At 70.8% G+C, this 23062-nt stretch carries 14 protein-coding genes; 10 read left to right on the top strand and 4 right to left on the bottom strand.

The window, feature by feature from the left end; all coding sequences use genetic code 11:
* Positions 1 to 7: 7 nt before the first annotated feature.
* The 3 genes from WMF45_RS37520 to WMF45_RS37510 all read right to left on the bottom strand — a co-directional run bounded on the left by WMF45_RS37520 (position 8) and on the right by WMF45_RS37510 (position 4091).
* Positions 8 to 493, bottom strand: a complete 486-nt coding sequence (locus tag WMF45_RS37520) for a hypothetical protein (RefSeq protein ID WP_437710634.1) — start codon at positions 491 to 493, stop codon at positions 8 to 10.
* Positions 494 to 570: 77 nt separating this feature from the next.
* Positions 571 to 3030 carry an alpha-amylase family glycosyl hydrolase gene (locus tag WMF45_RS37515; protein WP_437710632.1) on the bottom strand — a complete coding sequence of 820 codons (2460 nt, stop codon included), beginning with the start codon at positions 3028 to 3030 and terminating at the stop codon, positions 571 to 573.
* Positions 3031 to 3257: 227 nt separating this feature from the next.
* On the bottom strand, positions 3258 to 4091 hold the full coding sequence (locus WMF45_RS37510) for a glycoside hydrolase family 16 protein (RefSeq protein ID WP_437710630.1): 834 nt from the start codon (positions 4089 to 4091) through the stop codon (positions 3258 to 3260).
* Between the two features lie 323 nt (positions 4092 to 4414).
* On the opposite strand from WMF45_RS37510, the gene WMF45_RS37505 reads away from it, so the two are divergent.
* The 3 genes from WMF45_RS37505 to WMF45_RS37495 all read left to right on the top strand — a co-directional run bounded on the left by WMF45_RS37505 (position 4415) and on the right by WMF45_RS37495 (position 11144).
* A complete protein-coding gene (locus WMF45_RS37505; RefSeq protein ID WP_437710628.1) occupies positions 4415 to 5203 on the top strand; it encodes a helix-turn-helix domain-containing protein in 789 nt (262 codons plus the stop codon).
* Positions 5204 to 5533: 330 nt separating this feature from the next.
* Complete coding sequence (locus WMF45_RS37500) at positions 5534 to 10684, top strand: AAA family ATPase (protein ID WP_437710626.1); 5151 nt, start codon at positions 5534 to 5536, stop codon at positions 10682 to 10684.
* Positions 10685 to 10721: 37 nt separating this feature from the next.
* Positions 10722 to 11144, top strand: a complete 423-nt coding sequence (locus WMF45_RS37495) for a hypothetical protein (RefSeq protein ID WP_437710624.1) — start codon at positions 10722 to 10724, stop codon at positions 11142 to 11144.
* A 75-nt stretch (positions 11145 to 11219) separates the two neighbouring features.
* Here the strand turns inward: WMF45_RS37495 and WMF45_RS37490 are convergent, their stop codons facing one another.
* Positions 11220 to 12314 (bottom strand): sigma 54-interacting transcriptional regulator, encoded by a 1095-nt coding sequence (locus tag WMF45_RS37490; protein ID WP_437710622.1) that lies wholly within the window; start codon positions 12312 to 12314, stop codon positions 11220 to 11222.
* A gap of 379 nt (positions 12315 to 12693) precedes the next feature.
* On the opposite strand from WMF45_RS37490, the gene WMF45_RS37485 reads away from it, so the two are divergent.
* The 7 genes from WMF45_RS37485 (at position 12694) to WMF45_RS37455 (ending at position 23060) form a co-directional block, all read left to right on the top strand.
* A complete protein-coding gene (locus WMF45_RS37485) occupies positions 12694 to 13023 on the top strand; it encodes a DUF2934 domain-containing protein (protein WP_437710620.1) in 330 nt (109 codons plus the stop codon).
* 283 nt (positions 13024 to 13306) lie between these two features.
* Positions 13307 to 17182, top strand: coding sequence for a protein kinase domain-containing protein (locus tag WMF45_RS37480; RefSeq protein ID WP_437710618.1), 3876 nt, complete (start codon positions 13307 to 13309; stop codon positions 17180 to 17182).
* Between the two features lie 137 nt (positions 17183 to 17319).
* Positions 17320 to 17706, top strand: coding sequence for a GxxExxY protein (locus WMF45_RS37475; protein WP_437710616.1), 387 nt, complete (start codon positions 17320 to 17322; stop codon positions 17704 to 17706).
* A gap of 342 nt (positions 17707 to 18048) precedes the next feature.
* A complete protein-coding gene (locus tag WMF45_RS37470) occupies positions 18049 to 19329 on the top strand; it encodes a pectate lyase family protein (RefSeq protein WP_437710614.1) in 1281 nt (426 codons plus the stop codon).
* A gap of 255 nt (positions 19330 to 19584) precedes the next feature.
* Positions 19585 to 20022, top strand: coding sequence for a CBS domain-containing protein (locus tag WMF45_RS37465; protein WP_437710612.1), 438 nt, complete (start codon positions 19585 to 19587; stop codon positions 20020 to 20022).
* A gap of 90 nt (positions 20023 to 20112) precedes the next feature.
* Entirely contained in the window at positions 20113 to 21048 is a 936-nt protein-coding gene (locus tag WMF45_RS37460; protein WP_437710610.1) for a hypothetical protein, read from the top strand.
* Positions 21049 to 21401: 353 nt separating this feature from the next.
* Positions 21402 to 23060: a DUF1592 domain-containing protein gene (locus tag WMF45_RS37455; RefSeq protein ID WP_437710608.1), complete on the top strand. Its 1659-nt coding sequence runs from the start codon at positions 21402 to 21404 to the stop codon at positions 23058 to 23060.
* Positions 23061 to 23062: the final 2 nt, after the last annotated feature.

Below are 23062 nucleotides of genomic sequence, written 5' to 3'. Positions count from 1 at the left end.
GCGCGGCTCACACGAGCGATGTGCAGATCCCGAACCGGGGATGATAGACCCCGACTCGGCGCTTGCCGCTCCGCGTCTCGGGCGTCACGAGGACCACCACGCTCTTGTCGAGCGGCGCGTTCGCGCGAATCCGCACGTGCTGGCCGGCGACGACGACGTGCCAGATGTTCACCGTCCCGTACCTCGTCACGACGGCTCCCTCGTAGATGTGCGCCGCCGACGGCGCGCCGCGGAGCGCCAGGCGGCACGCGGCATAGCTGCCCAGCAGCTGATACAGGAGCACGACCGGCATGACGGCGTACGAGAAGCCGAGGATCATCGCGACGAAATCGATGTGCCGGAAGAACGAGCCGACCCCGACGAGCCCCGCCCAGAAGAGCAGCGAGTACCCCACGCCAGCCAGCTGGTGCCGGACGTGCCGCAAGGCCGCCCAGGGGCGCGGGGGCGGCGCGCGGAGCTCCTCGGGCAACTGGCTCGCGTCGGGCGGCTGCATGTCGTACCGCTCCGGCATACCCGGGGCGGCCGCGGAGCTCAATCGGACAGCGCGCGCGTCGCCGCGTCCTCCCGCGCTCATCCAGGCGCCTGGCCGCTCCCGCTGCGCCTGCGCTCGCCGCCGCAGCCCGCTCCCGCCGGATTGCCAGCGATCACGGGCGCGAAGATCACCGCCCCGCCCGGCGGGACGCTCATCGAGAGCACGCCGGCCGCGGAGACGACCTCGCTCGCGCCGCCGAGCGCGTCCCTGAGCTCGGTGCCCGGCGGGAGGCCGAGCGCCTGGGCCACCTCGACCGAGATGTGCTGCTCCGTCGCCGCGCGCGTCAGCGCCACCACGGCGGACTCCCCCCGGCCGTGCCGGCGGCCGAAGACCAGCGTGTCCTCCGTGGCGGTGAGGTTCACGTAGGCGCCGCGGCGGAGCGCGGGGATGTCCCGGCGCGTGGTCCCGAGCGCGCGCACGAAATCGAGCGTCTCCAGCTCGTCCGCCGTGAGATCCTCGTCCGGCCGCCACACGCCGCGGTTGTTCGGGTCGGCGCCGCCCCACGCGCCGTACTCGTCGCCGTAATAGAGCAGCGGTGCGCCCGGGAGGCCCAGGAGCCACGCCATCGCGAGGCGCGCCCGCGCGTACACCTCGGGCGACTCGGGCGCTCCCGCCGTGTCCGACCACTGGCGGCCCGGGACCTCCCGGCCGCGAGGCCCCGCGTCGTCCCGGTAGTCGGCGAGCGTCGCGAACCGGGCCGTGTCGTGGCTGCCGATGTATGGCGTCATGATCGCGCCCTCCGGCCACCGCCGCTGCCCGTGCTCGACCCAGTACGCGGCGTGCAACATGCCCTCGTCGCCCCAGCCGAACGTCCGGGTAGAGACCCCGTGATAGAGGACGAAATCGATCTGGCCGTCGAGCCCCTGAGGGCCGATGTACCTCGCGATCGTCCCGTAGTTCTCGTCGTTGCACGGGTCTTCGCAGTCGCTCCAGCCCATCGCCGTCTCGCCCATCAGGAAATAACGTGTGCCGGCCGGCTCGAACGCCTCCCGGACCTCCGCGGCGAGGTTGCGCGTCGCGATCTCCTCCACGTGCTTCACGGCGTCCACGCGGAGCCCGTCGAGATCGAACGCGTCGAGCCAGTGGATCGCGTCCGCCACGAACGCGGCGTTGGCCTCGGGCACCGTGTGGTCCACGTCGGGGAGGTAGCTCGCGAACATGCAATCGAGCGCGTGCGACGTCCAGTCGCACCCGTCCGTCCCGCAGACACACCCCGTCCTGAACCACTCCGGGTGAGACGAGACGTACTCGTGATCTTCGTGGACGTGGTTCACAACGAAATCCTGGAGGACGCGGATCCCGTGGCGGTGCGCCTCGGCCACCACCGCCCGGAGCGCCCCGGCGCCGCCGAGCCGCGGATCCACCTCGCGCGCCTTGATGGGCCAGTAACCGTGATATCCGGTGACCTGGTGGACTCCATCGCTCGCCGGGTAGGCGCCGGCGGGGTTCTCCTGGAACGGCGTGAGCCAGATGGCCCGCACGCCCAGCGCGTCGAGCGTGCCGTCCTCGATCGCCTGCCGCAGCCCCTCGAGGTCCCCGCCGGCCCAGTCGCCCCGCGGATCGGCGCCCGGCGTGGGGGGCGGGTTCAAGGCGGGATCGCCGTCGCGGTAACGATCGGTGACGACCATGTAGATGAGCGCGTCCTCCCAGGAGAACGGCTCGGCCTCGACCCAGAACACAAGCCGGAGCGGCTCACCGGCGCGGCCGCTCCGGGTCGCCCCGCGGAGGGTGACGCGGTATTTGCCGTCGCCGAGGCCTCCCAGCCGGATCCGCACGTCGCCGCGCGCGTCGACCGAGATCTCCTGATCCGTGAGCGGGCGCGCCTCGCCGTCCTGGTCCTGTAGAACCGCCTCGAACGAGGCCGCCTCGGGGCCCGCGCCCTCGATGCCGTCCCGGTAGACGAGACGGGCCTCGAAGGCGCCCTGTCCGGCGGCAGGCCGCGTCGCCCGGCTGGACGCGACCGAGAGCGACGGGAGGCGGCAGTCAGGGACCTTGACGGCCGAGTTCTCGACCCCGTCGACGTACTTGCGGCGCCCCTCCGCCGGGTCGAGCACCCACGAGACCTCGCCGCCGGACCGATAGGCGATCTTGTAGCCGTGAAGCCCCGGCGGCAGGTCGACGGTGGCCGTGAGCCGGCCCTGCGTACCGCCCTGCAGCTGCGGGGCAGCGCCGAGATCGAAGCCGTTCCACTCGCCGGCGACGCGGACCTCCGTGGCCCCGGGAGGCGCGTTGAACGTGAACGACGTCGGACAGAGCACGTTCCCGTACTGCGCGCCTCCGCCCGCCCCGCCGGCGCCCGCCCCGCCAGCGCCTGCGGTCTCGCCGCCTGCGCCGGCTGCCTCGCCGCCAGCAGCACCGGCGCCTGCCGTCCCGGCGCCGCTCGCACCCTTGCCCTGGCCCGCGTCGAGATCGCGATCACCCCCACATGCGAGCGGGACTGCAGGGAGCATGACGGCGGAGACAGCGGCGATCATGATGGCAGAACGGCGGCGCGACATGGCCTCGAGCAGTATCCGATCGCGAGAGGCATGTCAGCGCGCGCGTCGCCCTGAATCACTCCAGCGGCCGCGGAGAACAGCGATGCTCCGCCCATGCTGTCGTGTCGCTAACAGGCGCGCGCAGGTTCCGTCGGGGCTCCGCCCCGCACCCAGGCGTTCGCTTCGCGCTTCGTCGGGCCGAACCGCGTGAGCTCACGCGCTCGGCGCGGCCTGGTCTCGCGACCCGATCAAGGCGTGTACCGATAGAGCTCGATCCAATCGTAGGTCGCGCTCGCCGTGCCCGTCTCGGCCGTCACGGCCCCGGCCCAGGCCGCGCTCGACGACGCCCAGATCGTCATGAGCACGTTCTGCGGCAGCACCATGAGGTCGATGCGCTCCGTCCACTCGTGTCGGAGCACGTCGTCGACGGAAAAGCGGGCGCCGGACGGTGTCCATTCGATCTGGTACGTGTGAAAGTCCGCGCTCGGATCGAAGCCGAGGTCCACCTTCTGCGGATGCTGCGTCGGACTGACGGATTGCGTCACCGGGGGCCGTACCGGAGCGCCGGTGTACACCATGGCGTTGAACTGCACGTCCTTCGGCTTGGCCCCCAGGCACTCGATGTCGAGCTCGTTCCAGTTGTCCGCTGGCCAGGGGGTGTAGATCGTGACCAGGGACGAGACGACCGCCGAGCCTCGGGCCAGCTTGACGCGAGCGCGCACGCGCCCGTACGTGAGCGCGTCGACGGAGCGAACCTCGGCACCCAGGAAGGTCTTGGCGGCTCCGGAGCTGTCGGCGGTGCCCTGAGGGGCCGGCGTGAGCCGGAGCACCAGCTGGCCTCGTTCGATGGTAGCGGCGGATCGCGAGAACAGCGCCAGATTCTCGGTCCAGGAATGTGTCATCAGCTGCCAGCGAGTCGCGTCCAGCCGATCGAAATCGTCGCGGAAGAGCAGCGTGAAGGCCTCTTCGGTCGGGGGAGGGCCGCCCGCCGAGCCGCCGTTACCCGTGGCGCCAGCCGCTGCTGTGCCACCCGCCGTTCCGCCGGCGCCGCCAGCGCCGCCAGCATCGCCTGCGCCCCCCACGCCGGTTCCGGCGCTGGAGGCGCTATCCGCAGTCCCAGCTCCCGCCACGGAGCTGGAGCTACCCGTTCCGGCGCTGGAACCACCACCAGTCCCCGCGCCGCTGCCGTCCCCGCCAGCCCCCGTCGCCGAGCCCGGGGGCTGGCTGGCGTCGTCACAGGCCAGCGCGGTGAATGCGGAGAGCAGAAGCAAAGCGACCGTGCAGCGCGTCGAAGACATCATGAGCTCCACGTGGCGCCCCGGGTGCGAGAGCGCTTCGCATTTTTTGCTTTCTGTCCGCCTCCCCGCTGCCTCACACTGACCTGGCCTTGAGCGCTCGGCCCGCGTTGTTCCAGCCCTTTCCGATGCTCGCCGGCCGGCGCGCCCAGGTCTTCCGTCACCAGCCGCAGTACCGTCGGCCCCGACATTTCCACGAGGAGCCGGAGATCAACCTCGTCGCCCGCGGCACGGGCATCATGGGCATAGGGAAGCGCGTGGTGCCGCTCGTGGCGGGCACGCTGCTCTATTTCGCGCCGGGGCAAGATCACGCGCTCCTCGAGGAGAGCAGCGATTTCGTTCTGTACGTCGCGGCGCTCCGTCCCGAGCTGGGGGCTCGCGTCGCGGGGGCCGCGTCGAAGGTCGCGCTCGACGCTGTGCAGCTCACTCCGGCCGTGCTCGCCGACGAGCTCGCGCTCCTCGGCGCGCTCGACCGAGCGCGCGACATCTCGGTCGTGGAGCATCGCCTCGCGGAGCTCTTCGAGCGGTCGCTGTCGAACGTGCCGCTCCCCCACGTGGTGAGCCGCCGTATCTTCGAGCTCTTGCGGCTCGATCCGAATCTCCCCGGGGCGGCGCTCGCGGCGCGCCTGCACACGGGTGAGAGCGGGATCAGCCGGCGGTTTGGCAAGGACGTGGGCGTGAACGTCGTCGAGTACCGCGCGCGGCTCAAGCTGATGCAGTTCATCGCCGAGGTGGATCGCGGCGCGAGCTTCGCGCGCGCGGCGTACGCCGTTGGGTTCGGGAGTTATGCGCAATGCCACCGCGTCTTCACGCGCGCCCTCGGCTGCGCACCCCAGGACTATTTCGGCGGCCAGCGCGCGGTGCTGACCGAAATGACCGCGCCGATGCACGGAGGGTGACCGTGAACTCCGGTGACCCGGCGGACTCCATCGCTCGCCAGGCAGGCGCCGGCAGATCCTCCTGGAACGACGTGCGCCCGATAGCCCGCACGCCCGGGGCGCCGAGCGTGCCGTCCTCGATCGCCTGAGGCGCGTTGAACGCAGCGGCTCTCGGCCGAGGCAGCCTGGCCACGGCGTCCTCGCGCCGCGCGCGGCCGAGCCCGCCGGCCGACGCGGATCCGCGCCGGATCGCCCCGCAACGCTGGCCATGATGCGGGAGCGAGGAATGGTATACCTTGTCGGGGAGGGGCTCCTGCTGCCACTGCCGAGGCCGCCTTGCCCATCGCCTGCATGACGAGCCCGTCCCCTCCCTTCCCGTACACGATCTCCGAGACCATTCACGAGGGCCGCGGTACCGCCGTGTACCGCGCTGTTCGAAACGCCGACGGCCATCCGGTGGTCCTCAAGGTGCTCGACCCGAGGAGCTGCCGGCCGAAGGACCTCGCCCGGCTCAAGAGGGAGTACGAGACGGGCAAGATGCTCGACGTGGCGGCCGTCGTCAGGCCCCTCGCCCTCGAGATGTACGATGGGGCGCTCGCCCTCGTGATGGAAGACTCGGGCGCTGAGCCGCTCGATCGACTGCTCGGCGCGCCGATGGCGATCGGCAGGTTCCTCGAGCTCGCCGTCCGCATCGCGGATGCGGTCTCCGACATCCATCAGCGAAACGTCGTTCATAGAGACCTCAAGCCCGCAAATATCCTCGTCATTCCCGCCACGGGCGAGGTGAAGATCGCCGATCTCGCGCTCGCCTCACGGCTCTCCCGCGAACAGCACGCCCTGGAGCCGGCCCGCGTCATCGAAGGGTCCCTCCCTTACATGTCGCCCGAGCAGACAGGGCGGATGAACCGTGGGGTCGACAGCCGCAGCGATCTGTACTCCCTGGGGGTCACGTTCTACCAGATGCTCACGGGGAAGCTCCCCTTCGACGCCCGCGACCCGCTCGAATGGATCCATTGTCACGTCGCCCGCGCGTTCGCGGCGCCGTCCAGGGTGGTCCCCGACGTGCCGGAGGCGGTCGAGCGCATCGTGATCAAGCTCCTCGCGAAGATGCCCGAGGAGCGCTACCAGACGGCCCGCGGCCTTGGTCATGACCTGAAGCGGTGCTTCGACTCATGGCGCCGCGGCGGCAGCGTCGCGCCCTTCCCGCTGGGCGAGCAGGACGCGTCGGGCCGCCTGCGCATCCCGCAGAAGCTCTACGGGCGCGACGAGGCGATCGCGGCGCTGCTGCGCGCCTTCGAGCGCGTGGTCGACACCGGGTCTCCACAGCTCGTGCTCCTCTCGGGCTACTCCGGCATCGGCAAGTCGACGCTGGTCCACGAGCTGGACAGGGCCGTCGCGGGCGAGCGGGGGTTCTCGGCCTCGGGCAAATTCGATCAGCACAAGCGCGAGATCCCTTACTCCACCATCGTGCAGGCCGTTCGGGAGATCGTGCTCCAGCTCCTCGCCGACAGCGAGAGGATCGCGGCCTGGAAGCAGCGGTTGCTCGAGGTCCTCACGGTCAACGCGCAGCTCATCGTGGACTTGATCCCGCAGCTCGAGCTCGTCATCGGCCCGCAGCCGCCGGCTCCCGAGCTGCCGCCGGTCGAGGCGCAGAACCGGTTCCGCACCGTCTTCCGGCACTTCATCGGGGTGTTCGCCCGGAAGGAGCACCCCCTCGTCCTCTTCCTCGACGATCTCCAGTGGGCCGACTCGGCGAGCCTCGCGCTCTTGCAGGATCTGGTCACGCACCTCGACATGGGCCATCTCCTCGTCATCGGCGCGTACCGCGACAACGAGGTGACCCCCTCGCACCCGCTCATGGCGGCGCTGGACGACATGAGGAGGGAGGGCGCGCGCGTCCGGGAGTTCGTGCTCGGCCCGCTCTCCCGCGAGCACCTGTCCCTGCTCGTCAGCGATATGCTTCAGTGCCGCCCCGAGGACGCCGCGCAGCTCTCGGCCCTGGTCCACGAGAAGACGGCCGGCAACCCCTTCTTTGCGATCCAGTTTCTCCTCGCCCTCCACGAAGAGCAGCTGATCGAGCTCGATCCGCGCGCGGGCGCCTTCCGGTGGGACATGGCGAGGATCCGCGCCAAAGGCTTCACCGACAACGTGGTCGATCTGATGGTCGACAAGCTCGCGCGGCTCCCCGCTGGCACCCAGGAGGCGCTGAAGCAGCTCGCCTGCCTCGGGAGCGCCGCGGAGGTCGGCGTCTTGACGATAGCGTGCGACCGCTCGGAGGAGGCGCTTCACGCGGAGGTCTGGCAGGCCATCCTCGCGGGGCTCGTCCTCTGCCACGAAGGCTCTTACAAGTTCCTCCACGACCGCGTCCAGGAGGCAGCCTATTCGCTCATCCCGGCGGCCCGGCGGCCCGCTGTGCACCTCGAGATCGGCCGGCGCCTCGTGTCCCGTCTGCCCGGCGGGGCGGTCGAGGAGCGGGCTTTCGACGTCGCGACCCAGCTCAATCACGGCGCCCACCTCATCACCGATCCACGCGAGAGGGAGGCGCTCTGCCGGCTCAACCTCCTGGCAGGGATCAAGGCGAAGGCCTCCGTCGCCTACGCCTCCGCGCGCAGCTACCTGGCGCAGGCGACGTCCCTCTTGCCGCAGGACGCCTGGAGCGCGCGGTACGAGGACACGTTCAGGCTCCACCTGGAGCTCGCCGAATGCGAGTCCATCACCGGCAACTTCAAGCCGGCCGACGAGCTGTTCGATCTGATCCTCCAGAATGCCCGCTCCAGGCCCGACCGGGCCAGGGCCCACCGGCTGCGCATGCGGCTCTATCAGATCGCCGGGCGGCACCGCGACGCCATGACGGTCATGATCGAGGCCCTGCGGCTCTACGGGGCGACGCTCCCGGAGGCCGACGAGGAGATCCACGCCGCCGTGGAGGCCGAGATCCGGCAGGTCCCGATCGCCTTGCGCGGCCGTCGCGTCGCCGATCTCGTCGATGCGCCCGTTGCGACCGACGAGGACGTGCGGGCGTTCATCAGCCTGGTCGCCGAATCGGCGCCTCTCATGTTCTCCGTGCGACCGGCGCTCTGGCCGCTGCTCGCCGCCAAGGGGGTGAACGCGTCCCTGCAGCACGGACACGCCGAGGAGTCCTCTTTCGTTTATAGCGTTTACGCCGCGGTCATGGTGTCCCTGCTCGGCGACGTCCCCTGCGCGTTCCAGTTCTCCGAGATGGCGATCAGGCTCAACGAGAAATTCAAGAGCATCACGGCCATGCTGAAGGGGAGGCTGCTCTTCCACCACGCGGGCGTCATCAGCATCTGGCACAGGCACTACGCGACGAGCATCCCGCTCATGGACAGGGCGTTCCTCGATTGCCTCGACGTCGGAGACTTCATCTTCGCCGGCTACTTGACGTACAACATGGTGTGGATCGTCCTCGAGAACGGCGAGCCGCTCGACCGCGTCATCGAGGTCGCTCGGAGATACACCGCCTTCGCCCGGCAGACCCACAACGACGTTGTGTACAACGTGGTCCGGTTCGAAGAGCAGCTCGCGGCGAGCCTGAAGGGAGCGACGCGGGGGCCCACGCGCTTCGACGGCGGCGACTTCGACGAGGCGAGCTCCCTCGCGATCCTCCAGAAGGCGGGCTTCGGCCTTGGAATCGCGATGGTTCATATCATGAAGCAGGTCGCCGCGTTCACGCACGAGCGTCACGCCGAAGCGCTGGAGTCCGCGGCCACCGCCGCGCTGATGCAGGGGCAGGCGGCGTCTCTGGCCATGGAAGCGACGCACCACTTCTACCATGCGCTCACGGTGACGGCCCTGCATGCGGAGGCGCCGGCCGAGCAGCGGCAGCGATTCGCTCAGGCGCTCGAGAAGCCGCTCCAGAAGCTGGGGCGCTGGGCCGAAAGCTGCCCCGAGAACTTCCGGAGCCGCTACGCCCTGGTGTCCGCCGAGGTCGCCCGCATCGAGGGCCGGGACCTCGACGCGATGCGCCTCTATGAAGAGGCCATCCGCGCGGCGCGCGAGAGCGGCTTCGTCCACGTCGAAGCGCTCGCCTACGAGCTCGCGTCTCGGTTCTATCGAGCGCGGGGGTTCGAGCGCTTCTCCGATACGTACCTGCGCGAGGCCCGCTCGTGTTACGTGCGCTGGGGGGCCGACGGCAAGGTGAAGCAGCTCGAGCAGCGCCATTCGCAGCTCCTCGAGCCGCGGCCGCTCGAGCCGACCGCCACCTTCGCGGCCCGCGCGGAGCAGCTCGACGTGCTCGCGGTCGTCAAGGCATCGCAGACGATCTCGGGCGAGATCCTCCTCGAGAAGCTCCTGCGAACCCTGCTCGAGTTCGTCCTCGAGCAGGGAGGCGCCCAGAAGGGCTGCCTCGTTCTGGTGCGGGACGGCTGCCTGACGATCGAGGCGGAGGCCGCGATCGAGGAGCGACAGGGGACCGTGACCCGGGTTCTCCAGTCGTTGCCGGTGTCGTCCTCTCCGCTGCTCCCTGCCTCGCTCCTCCACTACGTGCGGCTCACCAAGGAGCGCGTGCTCCTCGATGACGCCGCCGCGAAGGCGGGCAGGTTCTCGGGGGACGAGTACATCGTCCGGCACAACCCGAGGTCGGTCCTCTGCGTCCCCATCTTGCGGCAGGCCGAGGTGCTCGGTCTCTTGTACCTCGAGAACAACGTCACGACGCACGCGTTCACGCCCGAGCGGCTCCTCGCCCTCGAGCTGCTCGCCACGCAGGCGGCCATCTCCCTCGAGAACGCGCTCTTGCTCGCCAGGGAGCGCGAGGCGCGGGCGGCGGCGGAGGCCGCGGAGCGGCGCACGGCGTTCCTCGCCCACGAGCTGAAGACGCCGGTGACAGGCCTCCATCTGAAGCTCGACGCGCTCGCGCGATCGATCAAGCAGCAGGAGACGGTCTCTGCGTCCTGGCTATCGTCGTCCCTCACGTCGTTCAAGCGCCAGATCGGCCGGCTCAACCTGCTGATCGACAGCCTGCTCGACCTCTCGCGCGTCCAGAAGGGGCGGCTCGCCCTGACGCGTGAGCCGGTGGACCTGGCGGCCCTCGTGCGGGACGTCGTCGGGCGGCTGAGCGAGCAGGCCGAGCTGGCTGGATGTGCGCTCCACGTGCAGGCGGAGCGCGCCGTCGTGGGCCGGTGGGATCGGCTGCGGCTCGAGCAGGTCGCGACGAACCTGCTGACGAACGCCATGAAGTACGGGGCCGGAAAGCCGGTCCGGATCGTCACCGACGGGGACGGCGCCGTCGCTCGCCTCTCGGTCTCCGACCAGGGCATCGGGATCTCCGAGGCCGACCAGCGGCGCGTGTTCGAGGCGTTCGAGCGCGCGACGGGGATCCATCAAGCGCAGAGCCTCGGGCTCGGGCTATACCTTGTCCGGGAGATCGTGCGAGCCCACGGAGGGCGCGTGGATCTGCGCAGTCAGCCGGGCGGAGGGACCACGTTCCTCGTCGAGCTGCCCGTCGAGCCGGAGGGAGAGCTCGGCCTCGCGCAGCCGTCCTGAGGAGAGGGGCGCGCGGGACGAGGGATAGCTGTCGGGCATGAAGATCGACTCGTTTACAGGCACGTTCGAGCTGGAGAGTGGTCTTGTGTTGTCGCCGGCGCTGAGTCGCTCCCAGTTCCTTGCGTCATCGGTGGGGATGGCGAGCACCGTTTTGGTCAAAAACGAGCCATGGTGCTCGTTTCGGTTCGAGGCGGGAGCGGAGAGCGTCGTGCTCGCTGTGTTCTTCAAGGCCGAGGTGCTCGAGTCGGTGCACATCACCGTGGTCGATCCAGCGTTTGGCACCGGCTGGGACGACTGGAGCCAGGAGAAAGAGATGCAGCGGAAAGCGGCGAATGATCAGTGGTTGCTGGCACACGGCCTCACGCCCGGGAAGCGCCATGCGTGGGGCTCCGTGTGGTCTGGCTTCGATCCCAGAGGCGGCTCTTCCAGCGCCGTTATCCGTTATGTGACAGAAGGCTGACGCCATGCTCGGCGCCGACGCGTGCAGAGCGGCGCGCGGCGCGAGCGTGGTCCAGGGGCGCGAGGGCACGCCAGCCTAGCGATCGCTCAGCGGCTCCTTGTCGCGTGCGTCCGCGGCGAGGTACTGGCGCAGGTGCCGGCGGAGGGAGACCCGCGTGATCCCGAGCGCGCTCGCCGTGCGGGTCACGTTGCCGTTCTGGGCCGCGTAGACCGCGAGGATGTGGCGGCGCACGGCCTCCCCGAGCGACGCGCTGCCGCGCGCGGGCGGCGACGACCGCGGCGCGCCCGGCGGGCCCGAGCGCGGCGGCGCGGGCGGACGCGCAGCCGCGCCGATCTCCGGCGGCAGGTGCTCCAGATCGAGCGGCGCGGCGTGGGCCCGGAGGAACGCGCGCTCGACGACGCCCCGGAGCTCGCGGACGTTCCCCGGCCAGGGGTACGCCTCGAGCTGCGCGAGCGCGCGCGGGGTGACCCCGGCGCTCGCGAGCCCCGTCGCGCCGCTCTGGCGCTGGAGGAAGTGCTCGACCAGCCTGCGCACGTCGCCGTCGCGCTCGCGCAGCGGGGGGAGCGAGAGCGCGAGCCCGCCGACGCGCCTGTGGAGCGCCTCGTGGAACGACCGCCCGAGGACGCGCGCCGCGAGATCCTGGCTCGTGGCGGCGATGACCCGCACGTCCGCGACCAGCACCTCCCCGCCGCCGATCCGGCAGAGCGGCTCCCCGTCGAGCACGGCCAGGAGCCGGGGCTGGAGCTCGAGCGGGAGCGCGCCGATCTCGTCGAGGAACAGCGTGCCCCCCCGCGCCAGCTCGAGCAGCCCGGGGCGCGCCGCGGGCCGACCGTCCGCCCCGGCCGCCACACCGAAGAGCTCCTCCCGGAGGCGCTCGGCCGGCAGCCGCGCCGCGCTCACCGCGACGAAGGGGCCGCCCGCGCGCGGGCTCGCCGCGTGAAGGCGCCGCGCGCAGAGCTCCTTGCCCGTGCCAGGCTCGCCCGTGATGAGCAGCGGCGCGCGCTCGTGCTCCGCCAGCCGGCGCAGCTGCTCCATCGCGCGCGCCCAGCGCTCGGAGGCGCCGATGAGCCGCACCTCGCTGTCGTCCTCGACCCAGACGACGCGCGTCATCCCGCCGCCGGACGAGCAGAGGTGTTCCGTGCGCCGGGAAGGGGCCGCGCTTTCTTCCACATCGCATCTCCTCGATTCGTGGGCAGACGGCGAGCGACGCGCCTGCCGTTTTCTGGATTACCGAGCTGTCCTCAGCGCAGGCGGCGACCAGGGATGGGCCGCCGTGAGCGAAAACGGGAACGACGGTGAGAACGACAGATGGACGATGGCGGAAGAACGTCGGCCACGAGGCGGCGACGAACAACGAGGGATGATGGCTGACACATGCCGGGTGATCTCACCCGGTCAGCGACATCGACTCTACCGCGAATCACGGTCTCTTGGAAGGGAGATCCCGACCGGCGGCGGGGGGGGCGCCGAGAAACTACGTGCTCAAAATTTGTGCGTACGCGCGGACCTGGGTTAGTCGACCCGTGTACCCGAAAGGAGAGACGACGAGATGAGCTCGAAGCGCAAGACCCCGGCCCGCACGAAGACCACCCGGACCACGAGCCCGGTCGCCTCGGCGCAGCCCGAGAGCGCGGTCTCTGCCCCCGCCGCCGTCGAGACGCCCTCTGCGGCCGTGCAGCGCGCCGCCGAGCGCGCGAGCGCCGGCGCCCCGAAGGCCGCGCCTCCGCGCCCGCGGCTGTCGCGCGAGGAGCGCCACGGCCTGATCGCCAAGCTGGCCTATGGATATGCCGAGAGGGCCGGCTTCCGGAACAACCCCGTTGAAGACTGGCTGAACGCCGAGCGCGAGGTCGACGCGCGGCTCGAGCGCCTCGCCAGCTGAGGTCTCCGCCGCGGCGGCGCGGGCGGCGCGAGGCCGCGTGCCCCTGCGAGCCCGACAGGCGCGCTCGCAGGGGGACGCGGCCTCTTCGGCCGGCGAGGGCGGGCCGCGGTCGCGCTCCCGGCGCTCCCGCCGGCCCGGCGGCCGCGCCCGCGCGCCTTCGAGGCTCGTAGCCGCGCCGCGGGATGAGTATCCTCGCGCTCCGCGTGGGCGGTGGGCCCACGGTTCGCGGTCCACGCGCCCCGGTCGCCTGGACCGCGGAGGTCTGCACACCGATACTTGCGCCATGCATTCAGGTCACGTCCTCGCCAACCGCTTCCAGCTGGAACGCCTCGCGGGCTCCGGCGGGATGGGCGCGGTGTGGCGGGCGCTCGACCGGCAGAGCGGCCACGCGGTCGCGCTCAAGGTGATCTTCAACCAGGGCAGGGAGCACGTCGTGCGCTTCCAGCGCGAGGCGCGCCTGCTCGCCGAGCTCGAGCACCCCGTCGTCGCCCGCTACATCGACCACGGCGTCACGGCGGACGGCCTCTACTACCTCGCGATGGAGTGGCTCGAGGGCGAGGACCTCGGCGCGCGGCTGTCGCGCGGGCCGCTCGGGATCGAGCACAGCCTGCTGCTCGTCGGCCGCGTCGCCGAGGCGCTCGCCGCCGTCCACGCGCGCGGCATCGTGCACCGCGACCTCAAGCCGACCAACGTGTTCCTGCCCGGCGGCGACATCGGGAGCGCGAAGCTCATCGACTTCGGCATCGCGCGCCAGGCCGACGCGACGTACGAGCTCACCCTCACCGGCTCGGCGATCGGCACGCCGGCTTACATGGCGCCGGAGCGCGTCCGCGGCGACGTCGACGTCGACGCGCGCGCCGACCTCTACTCGATCGGGTGCCTCCTGTTCGAGTGCCTCACCGGGCGGTCGCCGTTCGTCGCCCAGCACCCGCTGTCCGTCCTCGCCAAGGTGCTCTTCGAGGCCGCGCCGCGCCCGAGCACCTTCTGCCCGAACATCCCGCCGTCGCTCGACCTGCTCGTCGCCCGGCTGCTCGCCAAGAACCCCGCGGAGCGCCCCGCGGACGCGGGCGAGGTCGCCGCCGAGCTCCGGATGCTGAGCGTCGTCGAGGGCAACATGTCCACGGGCAACGGCCTGCCGACGCCCGCGCTGACGAAGAGCGAGCGGCGGCTCGTCAGCGTCGTCCTCGCGGCCGAGATGAGCGCCGGCAGGCGCGGCCCCCCGTCGGCGCGCCCGCAGGCGATCGCGGGAGCCCAGCGGGCGAGCGACACGATGCTGTCGGGGCACCACGCGACCGTCGTCTCCGGCAGCAAGGACGCGCTGCCGGAGGGCCTGCTCGCGCCGGCGCCGCCGATGAGGCCCCGGCCCGCCCCGCCGCCGACCACGCCGTTCCACGAGGTCCGGCAGGCCGCGCAGGCGCACGGCGCGGTCCTGGAGGTGCTCGCCGACGGCTCGGTCGCCGCGGTCGTCGCCGGCGCGGGCTCGCCGACCGATCTCGCCGGCAAGGCCGCCCGCTGTGCGCTCTCGATCCACGCGCTCCTGCCCGGGGCGTGGGTGGCGCTGGCGACGGGCTGGGACGTCATCGCCGGGACGCAGGCGGTGGGGCAGGTCATCGACCGCGCGGGCGCGCTGCTCGACGCGCGGGTCCGCCACGCCGCGGAGGATCCGTCCTCGGGCCGGCCGGTGCTCATCGATCAGATGACGGCCGCGCTGCTCGGCGATCGCTTCGAGATCGCGGCGGGCAGCCAGGGCCCCACGCTGCTCGGCGCGCGCGAGCCGCAGGACGGCGGGCGCAAGGTGCTCGGCAAGCTCACGACCTGCGTGGGGCGCGAGCGGGAGCTCCGGGCGCTGGAGGACGTGCTCGACGAGTGCGCGACCGAGGGGGTGGCGCGCGTGGTGCTGGTCACGGCGGGGGCGGGCGTCGGCAAGTCGCGCCTCGCGCACGAGCTGCTCCGGCGGGTCGAGGCGCGCAGCGAGCCGGTCACGGTGTGGCGCGCGCACGGCGATCCGATGTGCGGCGCGGCGCCGCTCGGGCTGCTCGCGCAGACGGTGCGGCGCGCGGCGGGCCTGCTCGACGACGAGCCCGCCGAGGCGCGGCGGGAGAAGCTCGCGGCGCGGGTCGCGCGGCACGTCGGCGAGGCCTCGCGGGAGCGGGTGACGGAGCTGCTGGGCGAGCTGGTCGGGACGCCGTTCCCGGAGAGCCCGGCGCTGCGCGCGGCGCGGCAGGACCGCGCGGTGATGGAGGAGCAGGCGCGGCGCGCGTGGCTCGATTTCCTGCGGGCCGAGTGCGACGCGCAGCCGGTCCTGATCGTGCTGGACGACCTGCACTTCTGCGATCGCGCCACGGTGGACACGCTCGACGCGGCGCTCCGGTTTCTGCGGCACCAGCCGCTCATGGTGCTGGCGCTGGCGCGCCCCGGGGTGCGCGAGGCGTTCCCGGGCCTGTGGGAGGATCGCGAGGCGACGGAGATGCGGCTCGGGGAGCTGTCGCGCCGCGCGTGCGAGCGGATCGTGCGGGAGGTCCTCGGCGACGCGCCGCCGGAGGCCGAGCTCGCGGCGCTCGTCCACCGGTCGGCGGGGAACGCGTTCTTCCTCGAGGAGCTCGTGCGCGCGACGGCGGACAGGCGGGCGGGGGAGGTGCCGGAGACGGTGCTCGCGATGATGCAGTCGCGGATCGCGGCGCTCGAGCCCGAGGCGCGCCGGGTGCTCCGGGCCGGGGCGGTGATGGGCGAGGTGTTCTGGCGGGGCGGTCTGGAGGCGATGCTCGGCGGGGGCGGGCAGGTGCCGCAGCTCGAGTCGTGGCTCTTGACGCTCGAGAAGCGGGAGCTCCTCGAGCCGCGGCCGGAGTCGATGTTCCGCGGGGAGCCGGAGTTCGCGTTCCGTCACGCGCTCGTGCGGGACGCGGCCTACGAGATGCTCACGGACGCGGATCGGGCGCTCGGCCACTGGCTCGCGGCCGAGTGGCTGGAGCGCGTGGGCGGGGACGATCCGGCGGTGCTCGCGCTCGTCGACTGCCACCTCGGCCGCGCCGTGGACGGGGCGCTCTCGCTCGGGAACGCGGACGGCGCGGCGGGGCACCTGGCGCGCGCGGCGGGGGTCCGCGTGCGCCGCGGCGAGTTCGACGCGGCGATCACCGCGATGACGAGGGCGTTCGAGCTCTCGGACGTCGCGCGGCGCGATCCCGACGAGCTCGCCCGGTGGGTGGGGATCCTCTCGAAGGCGGTCGGTCACGCGCGCCGCGCGCCGTCGCTGCCGGCGGCGTCGGACCGCATCCTCGCGCGCGTCGATGCGGTCGGCTCGCTGGAGCTCCGGGTGAAGCTGCGCATCGAGCTCGCGCGCGCGCTCGGGGCGACCAACCTGTTCCGGCTGTCGCACGACCTGCTCGACGACGTTGTCGAGATGGCGGTAGGGCGCCGCGAGCTCCTGCAGGAGGCGCTGACGGTCGACGTGGAGGTCTCGTACCTTCAGGGGCAGCTCGCGCGCGCGCGGCGGGCCGCGCTCGACCTCGCCGCGCTCGGGCCGACGGACGATCCGCGGGCGCTCCAGTCGGTCGCGCTGGCGCGGGCGACCTCCGGGGATCGGGCCGGGGCGCTGGAGGCGCTGTCGCGCTGGGAGGCGGCCGCCCCGGGCGATCGGGTCGCGGAGGCGGTGCGGGCGAAGCTGCTCGTGACGATCGAGCTCTACGCGGGGGATTTCCGGGCCGCGGCGGGGGCGTGCGAGCGCGCGATCGCGCTGGACCGGGCGCTCGGGCTGCGGTTCGACGGGGTTGTGAACCTTCACAACCTGGCCTACGCGTGTGTGCGGCTGGGCGAGCACGAGCGGGCGCGGTCGCTCTTCGCCGAGTCGCTGGAGCGGGCGGACGAGGCGGGGTACGACCGGGTGGCCGCCTCGAACCGGATGTACCTCGCGTACCTGGACGGGGTGGCGGGGGCGGGGGACGCGCGGGAGCGGCTGCAGGCGCTCATCGCGCGCGCGGAGGAGCAGGGCTACTGGCACGACGTGCTGCGGGGCCGCTGGGCGGCGGCGATGCTGCTGAAGAACGCGCGCAACGACGCGCTGGCGCGGCGGGAGTTCGAGGATCTCTTGGAGCTGTCGGTGCGGCTCGGGGATCCGCTGCTGGAGAAGGACGCGCGCGCCTGGCTTGACCGCGTAGACCGGTGAGGGGAGGGGGCGGGGTGAGGGGCGGCGTCCCCGGCATGCAGTTCAGGCATGTTCCGGGCGCGTTGTCGCGTCTAGCGACGAGAGAATTAACGCAAAGACGCAAAGGCGCAAAGACGCAAAAAAGAGATGTGGGTTGAATGGAGGAGAACGAGATAGCCAAGGTCGTGGTGGACGCGGCGATCGAGGTCCATCGCACGCTGGGAGGGCCTGGGTTGCTCGAGGCCGTGTACGAGGAGGCGCCCGCCTTCGAGCTCTCGTCGCGAGGGCTGAATGTGGAGCGTCAGAAGACCGTCCCGCTCGTTTACAAAGGGAGACGGCTGGCCACCGACCTCCGCCTCGACTTGCTCGTGGGTGAACGTGTCTACGTGGAGTGCAAGTCGATCGCTATCTACAATCGCCTGTTCGAAGCGCAAGCGCTCACCTACCTGAGGCTTTGTGATCTCAAGCTCGCGGTCTTCATCAACTTCGGCGAGCGCCTCGTGAGGCAGGGCGTCCATCGCGTCGTCAACGGTCTGCAGCCGTGAATGCCAACCTCCCTCTCTCCGCTTTTTTGCGTCTTTGCGTCTTTGCGTCTTTGCGTTAATTCTCTTCTCGCGAGACGCGGCGACTTGCCGGGGGCACCGCGGCCAGGAGGATGACAAGCACGCGCCTCAGGCCGGTATGCGATCGTGCGCGCCCGCGCCCGCCCGCGCGCAGCGGCAAGGCGACGGTGAGCCCCGCGGGCCCCTGGCTGCGAAGGCCGAGCTCCGCCTCAGGATTCGACGCGGATCGCGGTCCGGGAGCGTCCCGGCGATTTGTGACGGCTGGCGGGGGCGCCGCGCAACCTGAGGGAAAGAAGCTTGGCTTCCATCACCCGCAGAGGAACCATGACCCACGCGTATCGACTCGCCTCCTTCTCGATTCTCGGCTTGCTGATCGCTTGCAGTTCGACGGATCCCGACGTCACGCCCGGCGCCGGCGCGGGCTCTGGAGGAACCTCGGGCGCGGGGCAGACGACCGGCGGGGGTGGCGTGACGACCACGGGCGGTGCCATTACCACCACGGCCGGAACAGGCGGCTCCGGAGCCACCACCGGCGCAACGGGCGGCGTCACCGGGGGCGCAGCCGGCACGAGTGGAGCGGGCGCTGGTGGAGGGGACACGGGTGGAGCCGGCGCTGGTGGAGGAGATCCGGGTGGAGCGGCCGCTGGCGGCGGCGGCACCGGCGGCTCGACCCCGGTTGGGGACCTCCACATCACGGATCCCGTTCCGGGCTTCGCGAGCGTCGCTGGCGGCACGACCGGCGGCGGCACGGATCTGAGCTCGGCCATCACGGTGGACTCGATGAGCGAGCTCCAGAACGCGGCGAAGGGCGCGACCCCGGCGATCATCCTCGTGAAGCCCGGGAACTACAGCGGGACGCTCGCGCCGGGCGCCAACAAGACCATCATCGGCATCGGCCCCGGCGTGACCATCACCGGCAACATCCGGATGAGCGGCGCCGAGGTGCACAACATCATCCTCCGCAACCTCGCCGTGCGGGGCCCGCGCTGCGCCAGCTACGACGAGTGCAAGTCCGGCGCAGACGCCGTCTACACGGGGAACGGCGCCCACCACGTCTGGCTGGACCATCTGGACATCTCCGACGGCCAGGACGGCAACTGCGACATCACCCAGGGCGCCGACTACGTCACCGTTTCCTGGTCGCGCTTCTACTATACATACGACAAGGAGCACCGGTTCTCGAACCTGATCGCCGGCAGCGACGACGAGCCGGCCAGCCAGGGCAAGCTGCGCATCACGTACATGAACAGCCACTGGGGCGAGCGCGTCGATTCACGTCAGCCCCGCGGGCGGTACGGCAATGTCCACATGCTCAACAACTACCACAAGACAGGCGGCGGGCAGATCCACGGCGTGGGCAAGGACATGGCGCTCATCGCCGAGAACTGCGTCTACGATGAGAACCGGTCGATCTGGACGGACATGGGCAGTCCAAGAGGCTGGAAGGGGATCGGCAACCAGGGGACCGGCGACGACTTGAACGACTCGAGGGGCACCGTCTTCGAGATCCCGTACCGCTACACGCCGATGCCGGCGTCCCAGGTCGTCGCAGCGGTCACCTCCAAGGAGTGCGGAGCCGGCAACACCTGCACGCTTGCTTACTGAGAGCTCCCCCGGGCTGGTAGGCCAAAGAGGGCCTCATCGATTCCGACTCTTCGAAAAGAGCGATGCCCTCGGTCTGAAACATCCATGCAACAAAGGGCGACCGCCTCAGCCCGTCCGCACTCTCCACGCCAAGGCGAGCCCGGCCGTGAAGCGCCGGAAGCCGGGCGTCCAGGTGAAAAGCAGCCAAAAAAATTGCGCATGAGCACGCTGCACGCGCGATTTTCTTGTCATGATTCCCTCAGGAAGGGGATGACCATGGATAGTATTGGCGAAATCCTCATCAGGAAGGGCCGGAACGTCTACACCATCTCGCCGGATGCAACCGTCTTCGAGGCTGTGCAGTCGATGTGCGTGCGGCGCGTGGGCGCGCTGCTCGTGAGCATCGACGGGTCCCCGAGCGGGATCATCAGCGAGCGGGACGTGATGACGCGGGTGATCCTGGCCCGACGCGATCCGGCGGACACGCCCGTCGCGGAGGTGATGACGTGCGGCGTCGTCTGCGTCGAGATGAGCACGTCGGCGCGGCAGGCCATGGCGGTCATGACCGAGCGACGCTGCCGTCACCTGCCCGTGGTCCAGGACGGGCGGGTGGTCGGGATGATCTCGATCGGCGACCTCGTCCACTGGGTGAGCCGCGAGCAAGAGGCCGAGATCAAGATGCTGACCGAGTACGTGCAGGGGGTCTACAGCTGAGCGCCCGGCGGGCGGCCACCTCTCCTCCGGGCTGCCTGTGCCATCGTCCCGCTGGATGGCCCCGGACGGAAAAAAAGATACGCTGTCCGCATGCGCCAGCTTGCTTCGTCCCTCGCCGCCCTCTCGCTCCTGCTCTCGTTCACCCCGCCAGCGCTCGCCGAGGAGACCGTCACGGATGCGCAGTGGGCGAAGTCCCACGGCTTCCGTCTCGGCGTGGAGGCGGACGTGCTCACCAGCACCATCGAGGCGAACCTCCCCGACTGGGAGACCGTGAGCGGCGACGGGACGGGCGCCGCGTGGGAGGGGAGCTCCTTCGTGGCGTCCTTCGCGGTGGTCGCCCAGATCAAGCTGATCGGGGGGCTCCACCTCGACGCCGAGCTGCCGTTTGCGTACGGGAGCAGCCAGGCGAGCGAGCCAGGCGCGGGGGAGCACGACGCGGCGACGGTCGCGCCGGAGCTCGAGGGGTTCTTCTTCGGCAATCCCTCGATAGGCCTTCACTACGCCGGGAACATTTCCTCCATGATGATGCTCGTCGGCGGGCTCTCGGCCTCCATCCCCATCACGCAGGATCCGTCCGACGACACGAAGGCGGCCGCGGCGGCGGCGCTGGCCGTGCGGGGGTACTTCGACACGCAGCGGGCGCTCCTGGAGCACGTCCCGCTGCGGGCCCGCGGCGGCATCGAGCTGCGCCCGATCGAGGCGCTCTATGTGCGGAGCGATCTCGTGGCGATGTTCGCCATCCCCACCGGCGGCGGAGACACGGAGTTCTTCATCGAGCAGAGCAACGAGGCCGAGCTGCGCAGCGTGGGCGGGTTCGGGGTCGGCGCGCGGCTCCAGGCCGCGTTCCCGCTCACTCAGGCCGACAAGATGCAGCTCGCGGCCGAGCCCTTCGTCGGGGTGGAGCCACCCGCGTCGGGCCTGTACTTCCGGGCCGGGCTGCTCGTGGCGCTGGACGAGCCGCTCGGGTTCGGCCTGGAGCAGGGCAAGCTCGCGACGCTCCGCGTCGCGGTGGGGGCCAGATTCTGAGCTGGCTGCGCGGACAGCATCACGACGCCGCGAATGCGGTCATCCCCAGCAAAACAAGCCGAACCGCGCCGCCACCACAGCACGGACTACGGCGAGCCTAGAACATTCCTTTCCCGCGGCACGCTCGGGCGGGCGAGCGTCGCTTCGAGCCAGGGGGGCTGGGCGGATGGAACAAGGTTTCATACGCCAGCAGACGTGTGCATCGTGGCTGTATGATGAGATGGTCAATACGAGACACTTGATTTCCTTGTCGCGTTTTCGTCTACTACCATTACCCAGCTCTTTTTAGCATCTCGTTCCAGCAAGAGGGTGCCATGCCAGTCACAAAGCTTAGAGGCGTCCTATCGCCACGTATGAGCCGTTCGCTTCACCTGGCGGCGCCGCTCGCGGTCGTCGTGGCCAGCGGGTGTACGGGCGTCCTGGGGGGCAGCCCGCTGGACGAGACGCCGCCGCCGCCGGCGGCGGCCCAGTGTGACGCCACCCCTGCGCTGACCAAACCGCGCATCTGGCGGTTGACCAACAGCCAGCTCGCCAACACCTTGCGGGACGAGTTCGACGTCCAGCCGGCTGCGCTCGCGAACCTGCCGAAGGAGGCCAGGCTCGACGGCTTCGCCAACCAGGCCTCGGACATGCGCGTCGCGCCGCTCCTCGCGGAGGTGTATTTCGCGCTCGGCGAGGAGCTCGGGGCGCACGCGCTGCAGAACCCCGACAAGTTCGGGATCGATTGCGACGTCGCCAGCCTGGCGCCTGGCAGTTGTCTGGACGGCTTCGTCTCCGAGACGGGGAAAAAGCTCTGGCGCCGCCCGCTCTCGGCGACGGAAGTCGCCTCCTTCAGCGCGCTCTTCACCAAGACCGCCGCGCACGGCGAAGGTCCTGCCGGAGGCGTCAAGAGCGTCGTGCAGGCGCTGCTCATGTCGCCGAGCAGCCTGCACCGCACCGAGCTCGGCACGGTGAAGGACGCCGGAGCGGTGACACCGCTGACGGATCACGAGATCGCTTCGGCGCTCTCGTACATGCTCTGGGATAGCGCGCCGGACGCAGAGCTCACCGCCCTCGCGGATCAAGGGGAGCTGCGCGATCGTTCCGTGATCCTGGCCCAGGCCGAGCGCATGTTCGAGGCGCACGAAAAGGCGGCGCCGGCCATGAACCACTTCTTCGAGCAGTGGCTCGAGCTCGAGAATCTCTCGAATGCGGTGAAGGACGCCAGCGTCTTTCCGATGGCGACGCCCGAGCTCGCCGCCGATTTGAAGGAAGAGCTGCGCCTGCTCACGAACAGCGTGCTGTTCGACGCGGGCGCGGATCGCCGCTTCGACTCGCTGTTCTCGGGCACGTACGCGTTCGTGAACGAGCGCACCGCCCCGCTCTACGGTTTGAGCGGGGTGACCGGCGACGCCATGGTGCGTCACGAGCTCGATCCGGCGCAACGCCGAGGCATCTTCACCTCGCTGCCGTTTCTCTGGGGCCACTCCCACAGCCAGGATACGGCCCTCGTCGGGCGCGGCGCCTACTTCCGCGCAGAGGTCCTGTGCCACCGCGTGGTGCTGCCGCCCGGCGGTGTTCCGAACGCTGGCCGCTTCGCCGAGCCGGGCGCCACGGGTCGGCAAAGGCTCGGCATTCATGCGAGTCCGGGCTGCGCCGGCTGTCACAACCTGTTCGATGGCATCGGGTTCGCGCTCGAGAGCTACGATCCCATCGGTCGCTACAGAACGCTGGATCAAGGGCAGACGATCGACGCGAGCGGCAATCTGCCGCTGCCGAGCGAGCAGAATGCGCTCCCCGGAATCGCGTTCGAAAACTTCGTCGAGCTGGTGGACGAGCTGGCGCAGAAGCCGGATGTCTACGGCTGCTTCGCCCAGCAGTTCGCCGCCTACGCTTCGGGATACGATCTGCCGAAGCTCGACGCCTGCGAGAAGGAGCGCCTCGCGGGCGAATTTGCGCGCTCACAGCACGCGATCGATCAGCTGGTGCTGAGCGTCATCGCATCACCGAGCTTCACCGACCGGAGGAACTAGGA

It is taken from the genome of Sorangium sp. So ce448 (assembly GCF_051520915.1).
Classification (GTDB): domain Bacteria; phylum Myxococcota_A; class Polyangia; order Polyangiales; family Polyangiaceae; genus Sorangium; species Sorangium cellulosum_B.
This window is presented reverse-complemented; position numbering and strand designations above follow the sequence as displayed.

Bases quoted from the DNA above. Each gene is read 5' to 3' on its own strand.
- WMF45_RS37520 (WP_437710634.1), bottom strand. From the start codon at position 493: ATGCAGCCGCCCGACGCGAGCCAGTTGCCCGAGGAGCTCCGCGCGCCG.
- WMF45_RS37515 (WP_437710632.1), bottom strand. From the start codon at position 3,030: ATGTCGCGCCGCCGTTCTGCCATCATGATCGCCGCTGTCTCCGCCGTC.
- WMF45_RS37500 (WP_437710626.1), top strand. From the start codon at position 5,534: ATGACGAGCCCGTCCCCTCCCTTCCCGTACACGATCTCCGAGACCATT.
- WMF45_RS37495 (WP_437710624.1), top strand. From the start codon at position 10,722: ATGAAGATCGACTCGTTTACAGGCACGTTCGAGCTGGAGAGTGGTCTT.
- WMF45_RS37485 (WP_437710620.1), top strand. From the start codon at position 12,694: ATGAGCTCGAAGCGCAAGACCCCGGCCCGCACGAAGACCACCCGGACC.
- WMF45_RS37480 (WP_437710618.1), top strand. From the start codon at position 13,307: ATGCATTCAGGTCACGTCCTCGCCAACCGCTTCCAGCTGGAACGCCTC.
- WMF45_RS37475 (WP_437710616.1), top strand. From the start codon at position 17,320: ATGGAGGAGAACGAGATAGCCAAGGTCGTGGTGGACGCGGCGATCGAG.
- WMF45_RS37470 (WP_437710614.1), top strand. From the start codon at position 18,049: ATGACCCACGCGTATCGACTCGCCTCCTTCTCGATTCTCGGCTTGCTG.
- WMF45_RS37465 (WP_437710612.1), top strand. From the start codon at position 19,585: ATGGATAGTATTGGCGAAATCCTCATCAGGAAGGGCCGGAACGTCTAC.
- WMF45_RS37460 (WP_437710610.1), top strand. From the start codon at position 20,113: ATGCGCCAGCTTGCTTCGTCCCTCGCCGCCCTCTCGCTCCTGCTCTCG.
- WMF45_RS37455 (WP_437710608.1), top strand. From the start codon at position 21,402: ATGAGCCGTTCGCTTCACCTGGCGGCGCCGCTCGCGGTCGTCGTGGCC.